Source organism: Streptomyces sp. NPDC001508, assembly GCF_040298665.1.
Classification (GTDB): domain Bacteria; phylum Actinomycetota; class Actinomycetes; order Streptomycetales; family Streptomycetaceae; genus Streptomyces.
The window spans coordinates 139,429-156,376 of the sequence record NZ_JBEPAP010000007.1 but is presented as its reverse complement, the minus strand read 5'-3'; the positions used below and the strand labels follow the sequence as shown (position 1 = coordinate 156,376).

14 protein-coding genes and 1 tRNA gene are annotated in these 16,948 nt (G+C 70.9%); 10 read left to right on the top strand and 5 right to left on the bottom strand.

Annotation, left to right across the window (positions count from 1 at the left end):
• The first annotated feature begins 2 nt into the window (after positions 1–2).
• From paaC to ABT245_RS09840, 4 genes are all read left to right on the top strand, one after another.
• Positions 3–704, top strand: coding sequence for a 1,2-phenylacetyl-CoA epoxidase subunit PaaC (paaC, locus tag ABT245_RS09855; RefSeq protein WP_502982102.1), 702 nt, complete (start codon positions 3–5; stop codon positions 702–704).
• On the top strand, positions 698–1,267 hold the full coding sequence (gene paaD, locus ABT245_RS09850) for a 1,2-phenylacetyl-CoA epoxidase subunit PaaD (RefSeq protein ID WP_351731064.1): 570 nt from the start codon (positions 698–700) through the stop codon (positions 1,265–1,267). The genes paaC and paaD overlap by 7 nt, the downstream gene beginning before the upstream one ends.
• Positions 1,267–2,331: a 2Fe-2S iron-sulfur cluster-binding protein gene (locus tag ABT245_RS09845; RefSeq protein WP_351731061.1), complete on the top strand. Its 1,065-nt coding sequence runs from the start codon at positions 1,267–1,269 to the stop codon at positions 2,329–2,331. Before paaD ends, ABT245_RS09845 begins: the two co-directional genes overlap by 1 nt.
• Positions 2,332–2,801: 470 nt before the next feature.
• Positions 2,802–3,935 (top strand): acyl-CoA dehydrogenase family protein, encoded by a 1,134-nt coding sequence (locus ABT245_RS09840; protein ID WP_351731058.1) that lies wholly within the window; start codon positions 2,802–2,804, stop codon positions 3,933–3,935.
• Positions 3,936–3,967: 32 nt separating this feature from the next.
• Here the strand turns inward: ABT245_RS09840 and ABT245_RS09835 are convergent, their stop codons facing one another.
• The 4 genes from ABT245_RS09835 to ABT245_RS09820 all read right to left on the bottom strand — a co-directional run bounded on the left by ABT245_RS09835 (position 3,968) and on the right by ABT245_RS09820 (position 7,191).
• A complete protein-coding gene (locus ABT245_RS09835; protein ID WP_351731255.1) occupies positions 3,968–4,297 on the bottom strand; it encodes a rhodanese-like domain-containing protein in 330 nt (109 codons plus the stop codon).
• A 77-nt stretch (positions 4,298–4,374) separates the two neighbouring features.
• Positions 4,375–5,199 carry a J domain-containing protein gene (locus ABT245_RS09830; protein ID WP_351731055.1) on the bottom strand — a complete coding sequence of 275 codons (825 nt, stop codon included), beginning with the start codon at positions 5,197–5,199 and terminating at the stop codon, positions 4,375–4,377.
• 174 nt (positions 5,200–5,373) lie between these two features.
• Positions 5,374–6,804, bottom strand: a complete 1,431-nt coding sequence (locus ABT245_RS09825) for a DUF2252 domain-containing protein (protein ID WP_351731052.1) — start codon at positions 6,802–6,804, stop codon at positions 5,374–5,376.
• Between the two features lie 303 nt (positions 6,805–7,107).
• A tRNA-Leu gene (locus tag ABT245_RS09820) sits at positions 7,108–7,191 on the bottom strand.
• Positions 7,192–7,576: 385 nt separating this feature from the next.
• Here ABT245_RS09820 and ABT245_RS09815 point away from each other — a divergent pair.
• From ABT245_RS09815 to pknB, 6 genes are all read left to right on the top strand, one after another.
• Entirely contained in the window at positions 7,577–8,437 is an 861-nt protein-coding gene (locus tag ABT245_RS09815; RefSeq protein ID WP_351731049.1) for an FHA domain-containing protein, read from the top strand.
• Positions 8,438–8,447: 10 nt separating this feature from the next.
• Positions 8,448–8,978, top strand: a complete 531-nt coding sequence (locus ABT245_RS09810) for an FHA domain-containing protein FhaB/FipA (RefSeq protein WP_351731046.1) — start codon at positions 8,448–8,450, stop codon at positions 8,976–8,978.
• 143 nt (positions 8,979–9,121) lie between these two features.
• Positions 9,122–10,681: a Stp1/IreP family PP2C-type Ser/Thr phosphatase gene (locus tag ABT245_RS09805; RefSeq protein WP_351731252.1), complete on the top strand. Its 1,560-nt coding sequence runs from the start codon at positions 9,122–9,124 to the stop codon at positions 10,679–10,681.
• A gap of 27 nt (positions 10,682–10,708) precedes the next feature.
• Positions 10,709–12,148, top strand: coding sequence for an FtsW/RodA/SpoVE family cell cycle protein (locus tag ABT245_RS09800; protein ID WP_351731043.1), 1,440 nt, complete (start codon positions 10,709–10,711; stop codon positions 12,146–12,148).
• Positions 12,145–13,635: a peptidoglycan D,D-transpeptidase FtsI family protein gene (locus tag ABT245_RS09795; RefSeq protein WP_351731040.1), complete on the top strand. Its 1,491-nt coding sequence runs from the start codon at positions 12,145–12,147 to the stop codon at positions 13,633–13,635. The genes ABT245_RS09800 and ABT245_RS09795 overlap by 4 nt, the downstream gene beginning before the upstream one ends.
• Positions 13,636–13,804: 169 nt before the next feature.
• Positions 13,805–15,793: a Stk1 family PASTA domain-containing Ser/Thr kinase gene (gene pknB, locus ABT245_RS09790; RefSeq protein WP_351731037.1), complete on the top strand. Its 1,989-nt coding sequence runs from the start codon at positions 13,805–13,807 to the stop codon at positions 15,791–15,793.
• A gap of 402 nt (positions 15,794–16,195) precedes the next feature.
• On the opposite strand, the gene ABT245_RS09785 is transcribed toward pknB, so the two are convergent.
• Positions 16,196–16,945, bottom strand: coding sequence for a class E sortase (locus ABT245_RS09785; RefSeq protein WP_351731034.1), 750 nt, complete (start codon positions 16,943–16,945; stop codon positions 16,196–16,198).
• Between the last annotated feature and the right edge of the window lie 3 nt (positions 16,946–16,948).

The window sequence follows — 16,948 nt, the reverse complement described above, 5'->3', positions numbered from 1 at the left end:
CCATGACCGCCGCGCTCGCGCTCGGCGACGACGCCCTGGTGCTCTCGCACCGCCTGGGGGAGTGGGCCGGCCACGCGCCCGTCCTGGAGGAGGAGGTCGCGCTCGCCAACATCGCGCTGGATCTGCTCGGCCAGGCCCGCGCGCTGCTGTCGCTGGTCGGTGACGAGGACGAACTGGCGTACCTGCGTGAGGAACGCGCCTTCCGCAACCTCCAGTTGGTCGAGCAGCCGAACGGCGACTTCGCCCACACCGTCGTCCGCCAGCTGTACTTCTCCACCTACCAGCATCTGCTGTACGCCGAACTGGCCGCCGGAGCAGGCCCGTTCGCACCGCTGGCCGCCAAGGCCGTCAAGGAGGTCGCCTACCACCGCGACCACGCCGAACAGTGGACGCTGCGGCTCGGCGACGGCACTCAGGTCAGCCATGAGCGGATGACACGGGCCTGTGCGGCCCTGTGGCGGTTCACCGGGGAGATGTTCCAGCCGGTGCCGGGCCTGGACACCGACGGTGCGGCCATGGAGGCGGCCTGGCTGGAGTCGGTCAGTGACATCCTGCACCGGGCCACCCTGACGGTCCCCGAGGGTCCGCGCACCGGTGCCTGGTCGGCGGGCGCGGGCCGGCAGGGCCTGCACACCGAGCCGTTCGGGCGGATGCTCGCCGAGATGCAGCATCTGCACCGCAGCCATCCGGGGGCGTCATGGTGACGACGACGGCCACGCCGCTGGAGGCGGAACTTTTCGACCTCGCGGGCTCGGTGCCGGACCCAGAACTGCCCGTGATCACCCTTCGGGAGCTGGGCGTGGTGCGCGCGGTGCACCTGCGGGGCACGGACGCCGTCGAGGTGGAGCTGACCCCCACCTACACCGGCTGCCCGGCCATCGAGGCGATGTCCGTGGACATCGAGCGGGTGCTGCGCGGCCACGGCATGCGCCGGGTCACCGTGCGCACGGTGCTCGTACCCGCCTGGTCGACCGACGACATCACGGACGAAGGGCGGCGCAAACTGCGGGAGTTCGGCATTGCTCCCCCGCGCGTGCGACGCGACTCGGATCCGGTTTCGCTCGCCCTCGGCCCGACCCGGACACGCGCCACCGCGTCCGATACCTACGAGGCGTACGAGGCGTCCCACGCGCCCGAACCCGTCCGCTGCCCGCACTGCGGATCGGCCGACACCGAGTTGCTGAGCCGGTTCTCCTCGACCGCGTGCAAGGCACTGCGGCGCTGCCGGGCCTGCCGTGAACCGTTCGACCACTTCAAGGAGTTGTGATGGCCCGCTTCCACCCGCTCCCGGTGGCCGCGGTCGACCGCCTCACCGACGACTCCGTGGCCCTCACCCTCGCCGTACCGCCCGGGCTGCGCGAGGAGTACCGGCACGCGCCCGGTCAGCACCTCGCCCTGCGCCGCCGGGCCGACGGGCTGGAGATCCGGCGGACCTACTCGATCTGCTCCCCCGCGCCCGCGCCCGGCGACGAGGGCCCGTCCGCCCTGCGGGTCGGGGTGCGGCTCGTGGAGGGCGGCGCCTTCTCGACGTACGCGCTCAAGGAGATCAACGTCGGCGACGAGCTGGAGGTGATGACCCCGGCCGGGCGCTTCACCCTGGAGCCGGCCCCGGGGCTGTACGCGGCGATGGTCGGCGGCAGCGGTATCACCCCGGTGCTGTCGATCGTCTCGACGCTCCTGGCCCGCGAGCCGGAGGCCCGGTTCTGTCTGATACGCAGCGACCGTACGGCCGCCTCGACGATGTTCCTGGAGGAGGTCGCCGACCTGAAGGACCGCCATCCGCAGCGGCTGCATCTGGTGACGGTGCTCTCACGGGAGGAGCAGCAGGCGGGTCTGCCCTCCGGGCGGCTGGACCGGGAGCGGCTGAGAGGGCTGCTGCCCGCGCTGCTGCCGGTGGACGCGGTGGCCGGATGGTTCCTGTGCGGGCCGTTCGGTCTGGTGCAGGGCGCCGAGCGGGCGCTGCGGGATCTCAAGGTGGACAGGGCGCGGATCCACGAGGAGATCTTCCATGTGGACGCGGCTGCGGCGCCGGCGGTGCCCGTCACGGCGCTCGCGCACAGCACGGTCACCGCCCGGCTCGACGGCCGTAGTGGGACCTGGCCGGTCCGGGACGGGGAGTCGCTGCTGGAGACGGTCCTGCGCAACCGGCCCGACGCGCCGTACGCCTGCAGGGGCGGGGTGTGCGGGACCTGCCGGGCCTTCCTGATCTCGGGCGAGGTCCGCATGGACCGCAACTTCGCCCTGGAGGCCGAGGAGACGGCGGCCGGATATGTACTGGCCTGCCAGTCGCACCCGGTGACGGAGGAGGTGGAACTGGACTTCGACCGCTGAGAACCACCCCTCCCCATCACCGCGGTCCACCCCGCCGACCCCAACCCCAACCAGACACCGACCCGACCAACCGCCGACAGCGACGGCCAGCGCGGACCCGACCGAGCACCGACCCCGACCAGGCGCCGACAGCGACGGCCGACCCGGAGCCAACCGAGCACCGACCCCGACCAAGCACCGACCCCGACCGGTGACCGACAGCGAGGCCCCGCGTCCGGCGCCCGCCCAGCCCGACGAGCAGGGCCGCCTGCGGCCCGCCACGGCCGACGCCGACCCGACCGAAGGCCGACCCCCACCAGGCACCGACCCGGGACCGACCCGACCGAGCACCGACAGCGACGGCTGACGCCGACCAGGCGCCGATCCCCACCGGGCATCGCCCCCTCACCGTTCCCTTATTCTAGAACCTGTTCTATCTTGACGGTCCGTCAGAAATGCTGGGCGAGCGGAGCCGCCGGGAGGACAGGACCGTGGACTTCACCTTCACCGAGGAGCAGTTGGCGGCGGCCGAGGCGGCCGAGGGCGTGTTCGCCGGGGTGGCACCGGACGCGGTGCCGAGCCCCGCGCTCACCACCGGCGCCGTCGCCGAGGACATCGACTGGCCGCTGTGGACCAGGCTGGCCGAGGCGGATCTGCTCAGCCTGCTGCTCGACGCGGAGTACGGCGGGGCGGGCCTGGACGCCATCGGCCTGTGCCTGGTGCTGCGGGAGTCCGCCAAGGTGCTGGCGCGAGTGCCCCTGCTGGAGCACAGCGCCGCCGCCGCGGCCGTACAGACTTACGGCGGAAGGGAGTTGGCGGCCGAGCTGCTGCCCCGCGCGGGACGGGGCGCCCTCGTGCTCACCGTCGCCGCGAGCGGGCGCAGCGGCCACGACCCGGCCGAACTGGCCGTCACCGCACGGCCGGACGGCGACGCCTGGGTGCTGGACGGGGTGCAGACGGCGGTGCCCTGGGCGTACGGAGCCGGCCTAGTGGTGGTGCCCGCGCGCACCGAGGCCGGCCGGACCGTGCTCGCCCTGGTCCCCCGCGACCATGCGGGCGTCGCCCTCGCCGAGCAGGTCTCCACCAGCGGGGAGCGACTGGGCGAGCTGCGCCTGGAGTCAGCGCGGATCGCGGCGCGCCACATCATCGTCGCCGACGGGGCGTGGCAGTGGCTGCGCGGGCTGCTGGCCACCGGGACGTGCGCGCTGGCGCTCGGGCTGGGCGAGCGGGTCCTCGCGATGACGAGCGCGTACGCGAGCAAGCGGGAGCAGTTCGGGCACCCGATCGCGAGTTTCCAGGCCGTCGCCGTCCAGGCCGCCGACCGCTATGTCGACCTGCGCGCCATGGAGGCCACACTGTGGCAGGCCGCCTGGCGGATCAGCTCGGGAACGCAGGGGCCGCTGCCCGCCGAGGGCGACATCGCCGTGGCCAAGATCTGGGCCTCGGAAGGCGTCCGTCGGGTGGTGCAGACGGCACAGCACCTGCACGGCGGCTTCGGTGCCGACACCGACTACGCCCTGCACCGCTACCACGCCTGGGCCAAGCAGCTGGAACTCTCGCTCGGCCCGGCCGCGGCGCACGAGGAGGCGCTGGGCGATCTGCTCGCCACGCACCCCCTGGGCTGAGAGGCGCCGCGCGCCGACCGGTGCGGCGCCGTCTACAGGACGTGCCCTGGCCGGCCCTCGTCGGTGACGACCGGGCGGCCGGCGGCCTGCCAGACCTGCATGCCACCGTCGACGTTCACGGCGTCGATGCCCTGCTGGGCCAGATACATCGTGACCTGGGCCGAGCGGCCGCCGGAGCGGCAGATCACATGGACCCGGCCGTCCTGCGGGGCGGCCTCGGTCAGTTCCCCGTACCGGGCCACGAACTCGCTGATGGGGATGTGCAGCGCCCCCGCGGCGTGGCCCGCCTGCCACTCGTCGTCCTCGCGGACGTCCAGCAGGAAGTCGCCGTCCTTGAGGTCCGCGACCCCGACCGTGGGCACACCAGATCCAAAACTCATGACCTCGACGCTACCCGAAGGACGCCCGGCCCCGGGCAGCGCGCCGGGGCGGGACGGGGCTACCCCTGCGTCTCCCCCTGCGCCAGGAGTTCCGCCAGCTCCGCCTCCCGCCGGGCCACATCGCCGCGAAGCCGCTCGGCGATCTCGTCCAGCAGGGCGTCGGGGTCGTCGGGGGCCAGGCGGAGCATGGAGGCGATCGCGCCGTCCTCCAGTTCGCGGGCGACCAGAGTCAGGAGTTCCTTGCGCCGGGCCAGCCACTCCAGGCGGGCGTAAAGCTCCTCGCTGCGGCTCGGGGGCCGCTCGGCGGGGGCCGGGCCCGCCGCCCACTCCGCGGCCAGTTCACGCAGCAGCGCCTCGTCACCGCGGGCGTAGGCGGCGTTGACGCGGGTGATGAACTCCTCGCGCCGCGCCCGCTCGTCCTCCTTCTGCGCCAGATCGGGGTGGGCCTTGCGGGCCAGCTCGCGGTAGAGCTTGCGGGCCTCCTCGCTGGGGCGCACCCGCTCGGGGGGCCGCACCGCCTGGTCGGTGAGCATCGCGGCGGCCTCCGGGAACAGACCGTGCCCGTCCATCCAGCCGTGCAGCAGTTCCTCCACGCCGGGGATGGGCGTGACGCGGGCGCGCGCCTCGTGCGCGGCGCGCAGGTCCTCGGGATCGCCGGTTCTGGCGGCCCTGGCCTCGGCGATCTGGGCTTCCAGCTCCTCCAGCCGGGCATACATGGGGCCGAGCTTCTGCTCGTGCAGCCGGGAGAAGTTCTCGACCTCGACGCGGAAGGTCTCCACCGCGATCTCGAACTCGATCAGCGCTTGTTCGGCGGCCCGCACGGCCCGCTCCAGCCGTTCCTCCGGCCGGGGCGCCTGGGACTGCTCAGCTTCCGGGGTCGTCACCGGGCCAGCCTAGGCCACGCCCCGAGCGCCCACGGGCCCCGCGCACCGATCCCCCGCCCCCGCCTCCCGCATCACTCCGTAACTCTCCGCACCCACCTGCCCACTTATCGCACGCTCACCCCAAGGGGCCCACCTCGCCCCGCGCATCCCCGACCGCCGCCCGGCCGCCGCGCGTCACACCCCGCTCTCCGCCGCGATCCGCCCCGACCGCACCGCCGCCACCAGTGCCGCGTGGTCCGCCTCGGTGCGGTCGGCGTAGGCGATCGCGAACTCGGCCACCGCCTCGTCCAGTTCCTCGCTCTTGCCGCAGTAGCCGGCGATCAGGCGCGGGTCGGCGCTGTGGGAGTGGGCACGGGCCAGCAGGGCGCCGGTCATGCGGCCGTAGTCGTCGATCTGGTCGGCGGCGAGCACGGCCGGGTCGACACTGCCCTTGCGGTTGCGGAACTGCCGCACCTGGAAGGGGCGGCCGTCCACCGTCGTCCAGCCCAGCAGGATGTCGCTGACCACCTGCATCCGCTTCTGGCCGAGCACCACCCGCCGGCCCTCGTGGTCCACGGGCGGCGTCTCGAAGCCGGCCGTGGCCAGGTGCGGGACCAGCGCCGAGGGGCGGGCCTCCTTCACCTGGAGTACGAGCGGCTCACCGCGGTGGTCCAGCAGCAGGACGACATAGGAGCGGGTGCCCACGCTGCCCGTGCCGACCACCCGGAACGCCACGTCGTGCACCGTGTGCCGGGCCAGCAGCGGCAGCCGGTCCTCGGAGAGCGTCGTCACATATGTCTCCAGTGACGCCGCCACCGCCGCCGCCTCGGCGTCCGGTATGCGCCGCAGCACCGGCGGCGCGTCCACGAACCGGCGCCCACCCTCGTCGACGGCCTCGGTCGACCGCGCCGCGAACCGGCCGCTGGTGTTGGCGCGGGCCTTCTCCGAGACCCGCTCGAGCGTGCCCAGCAGATCGTGGGCGTCGGTGTGCGAGACCAGTTCCTCGTCCGCGATGGCGTTCCACGCGTCCAGGACCGGCAGCTTGGCCAGCAGCCGCATGGTGCGCCGGTAGGCGCCCGCCGTGTCGTGCGCCGCCGCGCGACAGGTGTCCTCGTCGGCGCCCGCCTCCCGGCCGGCCAGCACCAGCGAGGCCGCGAGCCGCTTGAGGTCCCACTCCCAGGGCCCGTGCACCGTCTCGTCGAAGTCGTTCAGGTCGATGACGAGGCCGCCGCGCGCGTCGCCGTACAGGCCGAAATTGGCCGTGTGCGCGTCGCCGCAGAGCTGGGCGGCGATCCTGGTCATGGGCGTGCGCGCCAGGTCGTAGGCCATGAGGCCCGCCGAACCGCGCAGGAAGGCGAAGGGCGTGGCCACCATCCTGCCCACCCGTATCGGTACGAGGCCGGGGATGCGGTCCCGGTTGGACTCCTCGACCGCGCTCACCGTATCCGGGCGGCCGTCGTCCAGGTCCAGGGCGCTGTGCGCGCGGCGCGGGACGCTCGTCCGCAGCGCCTTGCCTTCGGCCTTGGGCGATCCCGGCGACGGCCATCCGGCGAAGCCGCGCACCCGGGGCAGTCTGCGCACCGCCCCGGCCGCCGTACCCGCCGCTTCCACCCCTGCCTCGGTCATCGCGACCGCCTCCCCCGAGCACGCACGAACATCAACTCGTGCCGACCGTACCGCCGGTGACCGCGACGCGTCAGACCCTGTGGACAACCGCCCGGCTGTGGACAAAGCCCACGACCGGGACTGCCGCCCGGCTGTGGACAACCGCAGGACTGTGCACAACGCACCCCCACGGCCTGCTGAGAGACTCGTCACATCGCGAAGCCCCGCGCAGAACCTCCGCACAGCACCACGCCGGCCACGACAGAAGAGGCGTCCACGCATGAAAGAGGGCTCATCGTGATCACGATGAGCCCTCTGTCGCTGTGCGCGAGGGGGGAGTTGAACCCCCACGCCCTTGCGGGCACTGGAACCTGAATCCAGCGCGTCTGCCTATTCCGCCACCCGCGCATTGGGTGTTTCTTCCGGCTCCACCCCTTGGGGCCCGGCGCCGTCCGACATGCAGAAGATTAGCACGGCGGTCAGGGTGGGTTCACATGACTTGTCGTCGGCCCTGCGCCGGCCCCGCCGCGCGTCTCAAGGTGTGCCGGTTCGCGTATCAACCTCGTACCGGTCCAGGCCATCTCCCCAAGAGGTGGCCGGGTCCACAGTCGGGTGCGGGACACTTGTCCTCGCCCGCCTCTACGATCCTTGGCGGGAGGAGTCCGAAGGGTGGCCGCCCAGGGAACCGGCTCAGTGCCGGGGGGCGTGGATACGATCAGTAAGCAGTACCAGGCAGAGCAGTACGCGCAAGCGGTACGGCAGGGCAGTACGGCAACGAAGGAGGAGGTGCCCTATGGGAGTCCTGAAGAAGTTCGAGCAGCGTCTCGAAGGTCTGGTCAACGGCACCTTCGCCAAGGTGTTCAAGTCCGAGGTCCAGCCCGTGGAGATCGCCGGAGCACTCCAGCGCGAGTGCGACAACAACGCCACCATCTGGAACCGCGACCGGACCGTCGTGCCCAACGACTTCATCGTGGAACTGAGCGCCCCGGACTACGAGCGCCTGAGCCCCTACTCGGGCCAGCTCGGGGACGAGCTGGCCGGCATGGTGCGCGACTACGCCAAGCAGCAGCGTTACACGTTCATGGGACCGATCAAGGTCAACCTGGAGAAGGCCGACGACCTGGACACCGGCCTGTACCGGGTCCGCAGCCGTACGCTCGCCTCCTCCAGCAGCCAGCAGGCCCCCGGGCCCGCCGCCCCGGCCGGGCGGCCCGGCCCCGGCTCCGCGCCGGGCGGATACGGGTACCCGCAGCCCGCCCCGCCCGCCGGCGCGCCCCCCATGCCCAGCTCGCCGCCCGGCGCCCGGCCCGGGGGCTACGGCTACCCGCAGCCCGCGGGCCAGCGGCCCCCGGCCGCCCCGGCGGGCGGCGGACGCACCCGCTACTGGATCGAGATCAACGGCACCCGCCATCAGATCTCCCGCCCGACGCTGGTGCTGGGCCGCAGCACCGACGCCGACGTGCGGATCGACGACCCCGGCGTCTCCCGCCGGCACTGTGAGATCCGGACCGGAACGCCCTCGACGATCCAGGATCTCGGCTCCACCAACGGCATCGTGGTGGACGGGCAGCACACCACCCGCGCTACGCTCCGCGACGGCTCGCGGATCGTCGTGGGCAGCACCACCATCATTTACCGGCAAGCCGAAGGGTGAAGCGGGGGCAATGTCAGAGCTGACCCTCACGGTCATGCGGCTGGGTTTCCTGGCCGTACTGTGGCTGTTCGTGATCGTGGCCGTGCAGGTCATCCGCAGCGACCTGTTCGGTACGCGCGTCACCCAGCGTGGATCGCGTAGGGACGCCGGACGCCCCCAGCAGGCCGCCCGGCAGCAGGCCCCCCGGCAGCAGGCCGCGCCCCCGCAGCCGCGTGGCCAGCAGGGCGGCGGCCGGCAGCGTCGCAACGCCCCCACCAAGCTGGTGGTGACCGAGGGCACGCTGACCGGCACCACCGTCGCGCTGCAGGGCCAGACGATCACCCTGGGCCGTGCGCACGACTCCACGATCGTGCTGGACGACGACTACGCCTCCAGCCGCCATGCCAGGATCTACCCCGACCGCGACGGCCAGTGGATCGTCGAGGACCTCGGATCCACCAACGGCACATACCTGGACCGGTCCCGGCTGACGACTCCCACACCGATCCCGCTGGGCGCGCCGATCCGCATCGGCAAGACCGTCATCGAGCTGCGGAAGTAGTGCTACATCATGAGTGAGCGCGAGCGGAGCGAGCACGCACCGGCGGACCGCAGGGCGGCCCCCGGCGCGCTCCCGACCGGAGGGTGGGCAGTGTGGCTCGACACGACCGGCTGTACCCGGAGCAGCCGACGGGCGAGGTGCGCATGAGTCTGTCACTGCGCTTCGCCGCCGGATCGCACAAGGGCATGATCCGGGAGGGCAACGAGGACTCCGGTTACGCCGGCCCCCGGCTGCTCGCCATCGCCGACGGCATGGGCGGCCAGGCGGCCGGCGAGGTCGCCTCCTCCGAGGTGATCTCCACGCTGGTCACGCTCGACGACGACGTGCCCGGCTCCGACATCCTCACCTCCCTCGGTGTCGCCGTGCAGCGCGCCAACGACCAGCTGCGCGCCCTGGTCGAGGAGGACCCGCAGCTGGAGGGCATGGGCACCACGCTCACCGCCCTGCTGTGGACCGGCCAGCGCCTCGGCCTCGTACACGTCGGCGACTCCCGCGCCTATCTGCTGCGGGACGGGGTCCTCACCCAGATCACCCAGGACCACACCTGGGTGCAGCGGCTCGTCGACGAGGGCCGGATCACCGAGGAAGAGGCGACCACCCACCCGCAGCGCTCGCTGCTCATGCGCGCGCTCGGCAGCGGCGACCATGTCGAACCGGATCTGTCCATCCGCGAGGTCCGGGCCGGCGACCGCTATCTGATCTGCTCCGACGGCCTGTCCGGCGTCGTCTCCCACCAGACGATGGAGGAGACCCTCGCCAGCTACCACGGCCCGCAGGAGACCGTGCAGGAACTGATCCAGCTCGCGCTGCGCGGCGGCGGCCCCGACAACATCACCGTGATCATCGCCGACGTCCTCGACCTGGACACCGGGGACACCCTGGCCGGCCAGCTGTCCGACACCCCCGTGGTGGTCGGCGCGGTAGCCGAGAACCAGCACCACCTGCACGACAACGGCATCATGCAGACCCCGGCCGGCCGCGCCTCGCACCTCGGCCGCCAGGTGCCGGGCCAGGGCGGCGGCGAGTTCGGCCCGCCCGGCAGCGGCGACACCACCGGCTACGTCCCGTCCGGCAGCTTCGGCGACTACGGCGACGACGACTTCGTCAAGCCGAACAAGGGCCGCAGATGGCTCAAGCGCTCCCTGTACGGCGGTCTCGCCCTGGCCGTCATCGGCGGCGGCCTGTACGGCGGTTACCGCTGGACGCAGACCCAGTACTACGTCGGCGTCAAGGGCGAGCATGTCGCGCTGTACCAGGGCATCAGCCAGGACCTGGCCTGGGTGTCGCTGTCCAAGGTGGAGCAGGACCACCCCGAGATCGAACTCAAGTACCTGCCGCCCTACCAGCAGAAGCAGGTCAAGGCCACGATCGCCGAGGGCGGCCTGACGGACGCCCGGTCGAAGGTCCAGGAACTGGCCGTGCAGGCCTCCGCCTGCAAGAAGGAGGCGCAGCGGCAGGCCGCCGACAGCGAGAGCAACGCCAAGACGGGCCAGGGCGAGGCCGGGGGCACCACGGGAACCACGCATGCCTCCTTCACGTCCAAGGCCTCGCAGACTCCCGCCCCGTCGACTTCCCCGGGTACGTCGTCGTCTCCGTCGTCTCCGTCGAAGCCCCCGTCCACGACCCCGTCCGCGACCCCCAGCCCCGGCCCCACCCTCTCGGAGGATGAGCAGAAGGTCGTCTCGCTGTGCGGTAAGCAGTAGGCAAGCCGTGAGAGGCCCCGTCACACGATGAGCAGTACTTCCAACCCGTCGACGCACCACACGTCCACGATCGGCTCCATCGGCGCGCCGAGCCGACGCAACACCGAGCTGGCACTGCTGGTGTTCGCCGTCGCCATCCCGGTGTTCGCCTACGCCAATGTGGGCCTGGCCATCAACGACCGGGTGCCGCCCGGCCTGCTCAGCTACGGCTGCGGACTCGGCCTGCTCGCGGGCGTCGGCCACCTCGCCGTACGGAAGTTCGCCCCGTACGCCGACCCGCTGCTGCTGCCCCTGGCCACGCTCCTCAACGGCCTCGGCCTCGTCGTCATCTGGCGGCTCGACCAGTCGAAACTGCTCCAGTCGCTGCCCAACTACGTGACGGCCGCGCCCCGCCAGCTGCTGTACACCGCGATGGGCATCGCGCTGTTCATCGTCGTGCTGATCTTCCTCAAGGACCACCGCGTCCTGCAGCGCTACACCTACATCTCGATGTTCTGCGCGCTGGTCCTGCTCCTGCTGCCGCTGGTGCCCGGTCTCGGGGCCAACATCTACGGCGCCAAGATCTGGATCAGGGTCCCCGGCCTCGGCTCCCTCCAGCCGGGCGAGTTCGCGAAGATCGTCCTAGCCGTCTTCTTCGCCGGCTATCTGATGGTGAAGCGCGACGCCCTGGCCCTCGCCAGCCGGCGCTTCATGGGCCTTTATCTGCCGCGCGGCCGCGACCTCGGACCCATCCTGGTCGTGTGGGGGATCTCCATCCTCATCCTGGTCTTCGAGACCGACCTCGGCACCTCGCTGCTGTTCTTCGGAATGTTCGTCATCATGCTGTACGTCGCCACCGAGCGGACCAGCTGGATCGTCTTCGGTCTGCTGATGTCCGCGGCCGGCGCCGTCGGCGTGGCGAGCTTCGAGCCGCACGTCCAGCAGCGCGTCCAGGCCTGGCTCAACCCGCTGGGGGAGTACAAGCTCAGCCAGCAGGGCGTGGGCGGCCACTCCGAGCAGTCCATGCAGGCCCTGTGGGCCTTCGGTTCCGGCGGCACCCTCGGCAGCGGCCTCGGCCAGGGCCACTCGGACCTCATCAAGTTCGCCGCCAACTCCGACTTCATCCTCGCCACCTTCGGCGAGGAACTGGGCCTGGCCGGCGTCATGGCGATCCTGCTGCTGTACGGCCTGATCGTGGAGCGGGGCGTACGCACCGCCCTCGCCGCGCGCGACCCGTTCGGCAAGCTGCTCGCCGTCGGCCTCTCGGGCGCCTTCGCCCTCCAGGTCTTCGTCGTCGCCGGCGGCGTCATGGGCCTGATCCCGCTGACCGGTATGACCATGCCGTTCCTGGCGTACGGCGGTTCCTCCGTGATCGCCAACTGGGCCCTCATCGGCATCCTGATCCGGATCAGCGACACCGCGCGCCGCCCGGCCCCGACCCCCGCCAGCAACCCCGACGCCGAGATGACCCAGGTGGTCCGCCCGTGAACAAGCCCCTGCGCCGGATCGCGATCTTCTGTGGCCTTCTGGTCCTGACGCTGCTCATCCGGGACAACTGGCTCCAGTACGTCCAGGCCGACAGCCTGAAGAACGACACGTTGAACCGCCGTGTCACCATCGCCCGCTACTCCACCCCGCGCGGCGACATCATCGTCGACGGCAACCCCATCACCGGGTCCACCGCGACCAGCACGAGCGGTCTGAACGACCTGAAGTACAAGCGCACCTACAAGGACGGCGCGATGTGGGCGCCGGTCACCGGGTTCGCCTCGCAGGCCTTCGGCGCCAACCAGTTGGAGTCCATCGAGGACGGCATCCTCACCGGCAACGACGACCGGCTCTTCTTCCGCAACACCCTCGACATGGTCACGGGGAAGCCGAAGCAGGGCGGCAACGTCGTCACCACGCTCAGCGGGGCCGCGCAGAAGGCCGCCTACGACGGTCTGAAGGCCCAGGGCGGCAAGGGCGCGGTGGCCGCCCTCGACCCGTCCACCGGCAAGATCCTGGCGCTGGCGTCCTACCCGTCGTACGACCCGTCGTCGTTCGCCGGGAACTCCACGGACACCGACACCAAGGCGTGGAACAAGCTGCTGAAGAAGAACAACCCCGACGACCCGATGCTGAACCGGGCGCTGCGCGAGACCTATCCGCCGGGCTCCACCTTCAAGGTGGTCACCGCCGCGGCCGCGCTGGAGAACGGGCTGTACTCCTCGGCCGACGAGAAGACCAAGTCGCCGCTGCCGTGGATCATGCCGGGTACGACCACGCCGCTGAAGAACGAGGGCAACCTCCCCTGCAAGGACGCCACCATGCGCGAGGCGCTGCGGGTGTCCTGCAACACCGTCTTCGGCAAGATCGGCTCCGATCTCGGCAACGACAAGATGCTGGCGGAGGCGAAGAAGTTCGGCTTCGACGCCGAGCAGTTCACCCCGGTCCGCTCCAGCGCCTCCGTGTTCTCCGACAACATGGACCAGTCGCAGACCGCGCAGTCCTCGATCGGCCAGTTCAACACCGCCGCCACCCCGCTGCAGATGGCCATGGTCGCCTCGGCGGTCGCCAACGACGGCAAGCTGATGAAGCCTTACATGGTCGACAAGCTCCAGTCGTCGGGCGTGGACACCATCGAGCAGACCGACCCGGAGCAGCTGAGCCAGCCGCTGTCCTCCAAGAACGCGCAGATCCTGCAGTCGATGATGGAGACGGTCGTCAAGGACGGCACCGGCAAGAACGCACAGATCGGCGGCGGGGTCACCGTGGGCGGCAAGACCGGCACCGCCCAGCACGGCGTGGGGAACAGCGAGAACCCCTACGCCTGGTTCATCTCGTATGCCAAGCTCAGTGACGGCAGCTCGCCGGTCGCCGTGGCCGTGGTCATCGAGGACGAGAACGCCAACCGCGACGACATCTCCGGCGGCGGCCTCGCGGCGCCGATCGCGAAGAGCGTGATGGAGGCGGTCATCAACGCCAAGCAGTGACCCCGCTCACGTCCCTTCACATCGGTGCACGGTGCGATACCGGTCCTGTATCGGGTCACGGGCTTGGCCAGGTCACACAGAGCGAGCCGGGTACGGTAGGCCCGGACGGCAGCCTCCGGCCGCACACACCGTGCCGGCCGGGACCGACGGAGAGGGCTGGTAGGTAGCTATGGAAGAGCCGCGTCGCCTCGGCGGCCGGTACGAACTGGGCCAGGTGCTCGGCCGCGGTGGCATGGCGGAGGTCTACCTCGCGCATGACACCCGTCTCGGCCGCACCGTGGCGGTGAAGACGCTGCGCGCGGACCTCGCGCGCGATCCGTCCTTCCAGGCCCGGTTCCGCCGGGAGGCCCAGTCGGCCGCCTCGCTCAACCATCCCGCGATCGTCGCGGTCTACGACACGGGCGAGGACTACATCGACGGGGTCTCGATCCCGTACATCGTCATGGAGTACGTCGACGGCTCCACGCTCCGTGAACTGCTGCACTCCGGCCGCAAGCTGCTGCCCGAGCGTGCGATGGAGATGACCATCGGCATCCTCCAGGGACTGGAGTACGCGCACCGCAACGGCATCGTCCACCGCGACATCAAACCGGCCAACGTGATGCTGACCCGCAACGGTCAGGTCAAGGTCATGGACTTCGGCATCGCCCGTGCGATGGGCGATGCCGGCATGACGATGACGCAGACCGCGGCGGTCATCGGCACCGCGCAGTATCTGTCGCCCGAGCAGGCGAAGGGCGAGCAGGTGGACGCCCGGTCCGACCTGTATTCGACGGGCTGCCTGCTGTACGAGCTGCTGACGGTGCGGCCGCCCTTCATCGGGGACTCCCCGGTGGCCGTGGCCTACCAGCACGTCCGGGAGGAACCCCAGTCGCCGAGCGTCTTCGACCCCGAGATCACGCCCGAGATGGACGCGATCGTGCTGAAGGCGCTGGTCAAGGACCCGAACTACCGCTACCAGTCCGCAGACGAGATGCGTGCCGACATCGAGGCGTGCCTCGACGGCCAGCCGGTCGCGGCGACGGCGGCGATGGGCGCGGTCGGCTACGGCGGCTACCCCGACGACCAGCCGACGACGGCGCTGCACGCGGACGCCGGGGCGGGCGCCACGACGATGCTGCCGCCGATGAACCCGGACGACGGCGGCTACGGCTACGACGAGCGTCCCGACCGGCGCCGGCAGCAGAAGAAGAACAACACCTCCACGATCCTCCTGGTGGTCGCGGGCATCCTGGTCCTGGTCGGCGCGATCCTGATCGGGAAGTGGGCGTTCAGCGGACACAACACGGGTAACGACAAGGTCCCCACGCCGAACTTCGTCGGACAGAGCCAGCAGACCGCGCAGAATATGGCGGAGAACGCCGGCCTGACGGTGACCACGTCCAAGAAGCCCTGCGAGAACCAGCCCAAGGGCAAGGTCTGCTCGCAGAACCCGGACCCGGAGACGGACGTCGACAAGGGCTCCTCGGTCAGCCTGGTCATCTCGACGGGCGCGCCGAAGGTCGCGGTGCCCAACGTCATCAACAAGGACGTCGACACCGCCACACAGCAGCTCGAGGACAAGGGCTTCGAGGTCAAGACGACGGAAACCGAGTCCCAGCAGACCGCGGGAACGGTCCTCAGCCAGAACCCCGACCCCGGTACGGAACTGGAGAAGGCCTCCACGGTGACCCTTGAGGTCGCCAAGGAAGTGGCGAAGTCGACCGTGCCCGATGTCGTCGGCAAGACCTGCGACGAGGCCAAGGCCCAGATGACGGCCAACAACCTGGTCGGCAACTGCACCGAGACGCCGGTGACGGACGCCTCCCAGGACGGCAAGGTCATCTCGACCGACCCGCAGGCCAACCAGCAGGTGGACAAGAACTCGCAGGTGACGATCACCGTCGGCAAGCTGCAGCAGCAGAAGACGGCGGTGCCGGACGTCCGCGGGCGGACCGTGGCGGTGGCCAAGCAGACGCTGAACGCCGCCGGCTTCACCAACATCCAGTTCGCGGGGGGCAGTGACCAGAGCGACAACGCGATCGTCACCGGTCAGAGCCCCGACTCGACCCAACAGGTCGACGACCCCGCCGGCACGCAGATCACGCTGACCACCGTGGGCGCCGGCGGCGGCAACGGCGGCAACGGCGGCGGCTTCTTGGGCGGCAACAGAGGCTGACCCACCCACCAAAGAGCGGGCCCCTACCGGAAATCCCCGGACGCTGTTGGTAGCGTCCGGAAATCCCCGGCAGGGGCCCACTCCGTCTTACCACCCAACACGCTCCCGGTGCGGCTCCCTTTCAGCCCGACTCGCCCCCTCACGGCACGCCTTCGGGCGAATCGCTTTCGGTCGGCTCGCTCTCGGTCTGGCTCGGCTCTTTCAGGCCGGCCCGGCCTGCGGCGGCACGTTCTTCGTACGGCACCCTCCGGGCCCACTTCCCCATGCGACCGGCTCCCGCCTCAACGGCACGCGTGTCCGGGATGCCTCATTCCCAGGCGACTCGCCTGGGCGGCACGCTCTCGGCACGGCTGCCTCCCGGACGGCTCGCTTCCGGGCGGCTCGCTTCCGGGTGGCTCGGTGCTAGCGGAGTTCCTTTGGTGGGGTGCGCTTGTTGTCCACCTTGTCCACGCGGGTCAGTTCGCCCCAGACCACGTAGCGGTAGCGGCTGGTGTAGACGGGGGTGCAGGTTGTCAGGGTGATGTAGTGGCCCGGCTTCTTCTTGCCGGATTCCTCGGGGACCTTGTCGAGGACCTCGACGTTGTACTTGGACGTCTCCGGGAGGACGGCATAGGTCTTGTAGACGTACCACCGCTCCTTCGTCTCGAAGACGATCGGGTCGCCCTTCTTCATCTTGTCGATGTTGTGGAACTTGGCGCCGTGGCCGTCGCGGTGGGCGGCGAGGGTGAAGTTGCCCTCCTTGCCGGACATGGGGAGCGTGGCCTTGACCGGATCGGTGTAGTAGCCGGCCACTCCGTCGTTCAGGACCTTCGCCGAGGTGCCCTTCTCGACCAGCACCTCGCCGTTCTGCATCGCGGGCACATGCAGGAAGCCGATGCCGTCCTTGGTGTCCAGCGCGCCGGGCCCGGTGTCCCCGGCCCAGTTGTCGCGGACCTTGTCGGACTGCCGGTGGGCCGCGCGGTCGGCGACGACGTTCGTCCACCACAGGGAGTAGACGACGAACAGTCCGAGCACCAGGCCCGCCGTGATGAGGAGTTCACCGAGGACGCTGATCGCGCCGGCGATCGGGCTCGACGTCCGGCGCTGCGGCCTAGGCGCCGAGCCGCCGGGCACGGACGTCTGCCCTTCGATGTCGTCTGCGGTCGCTGACACTGT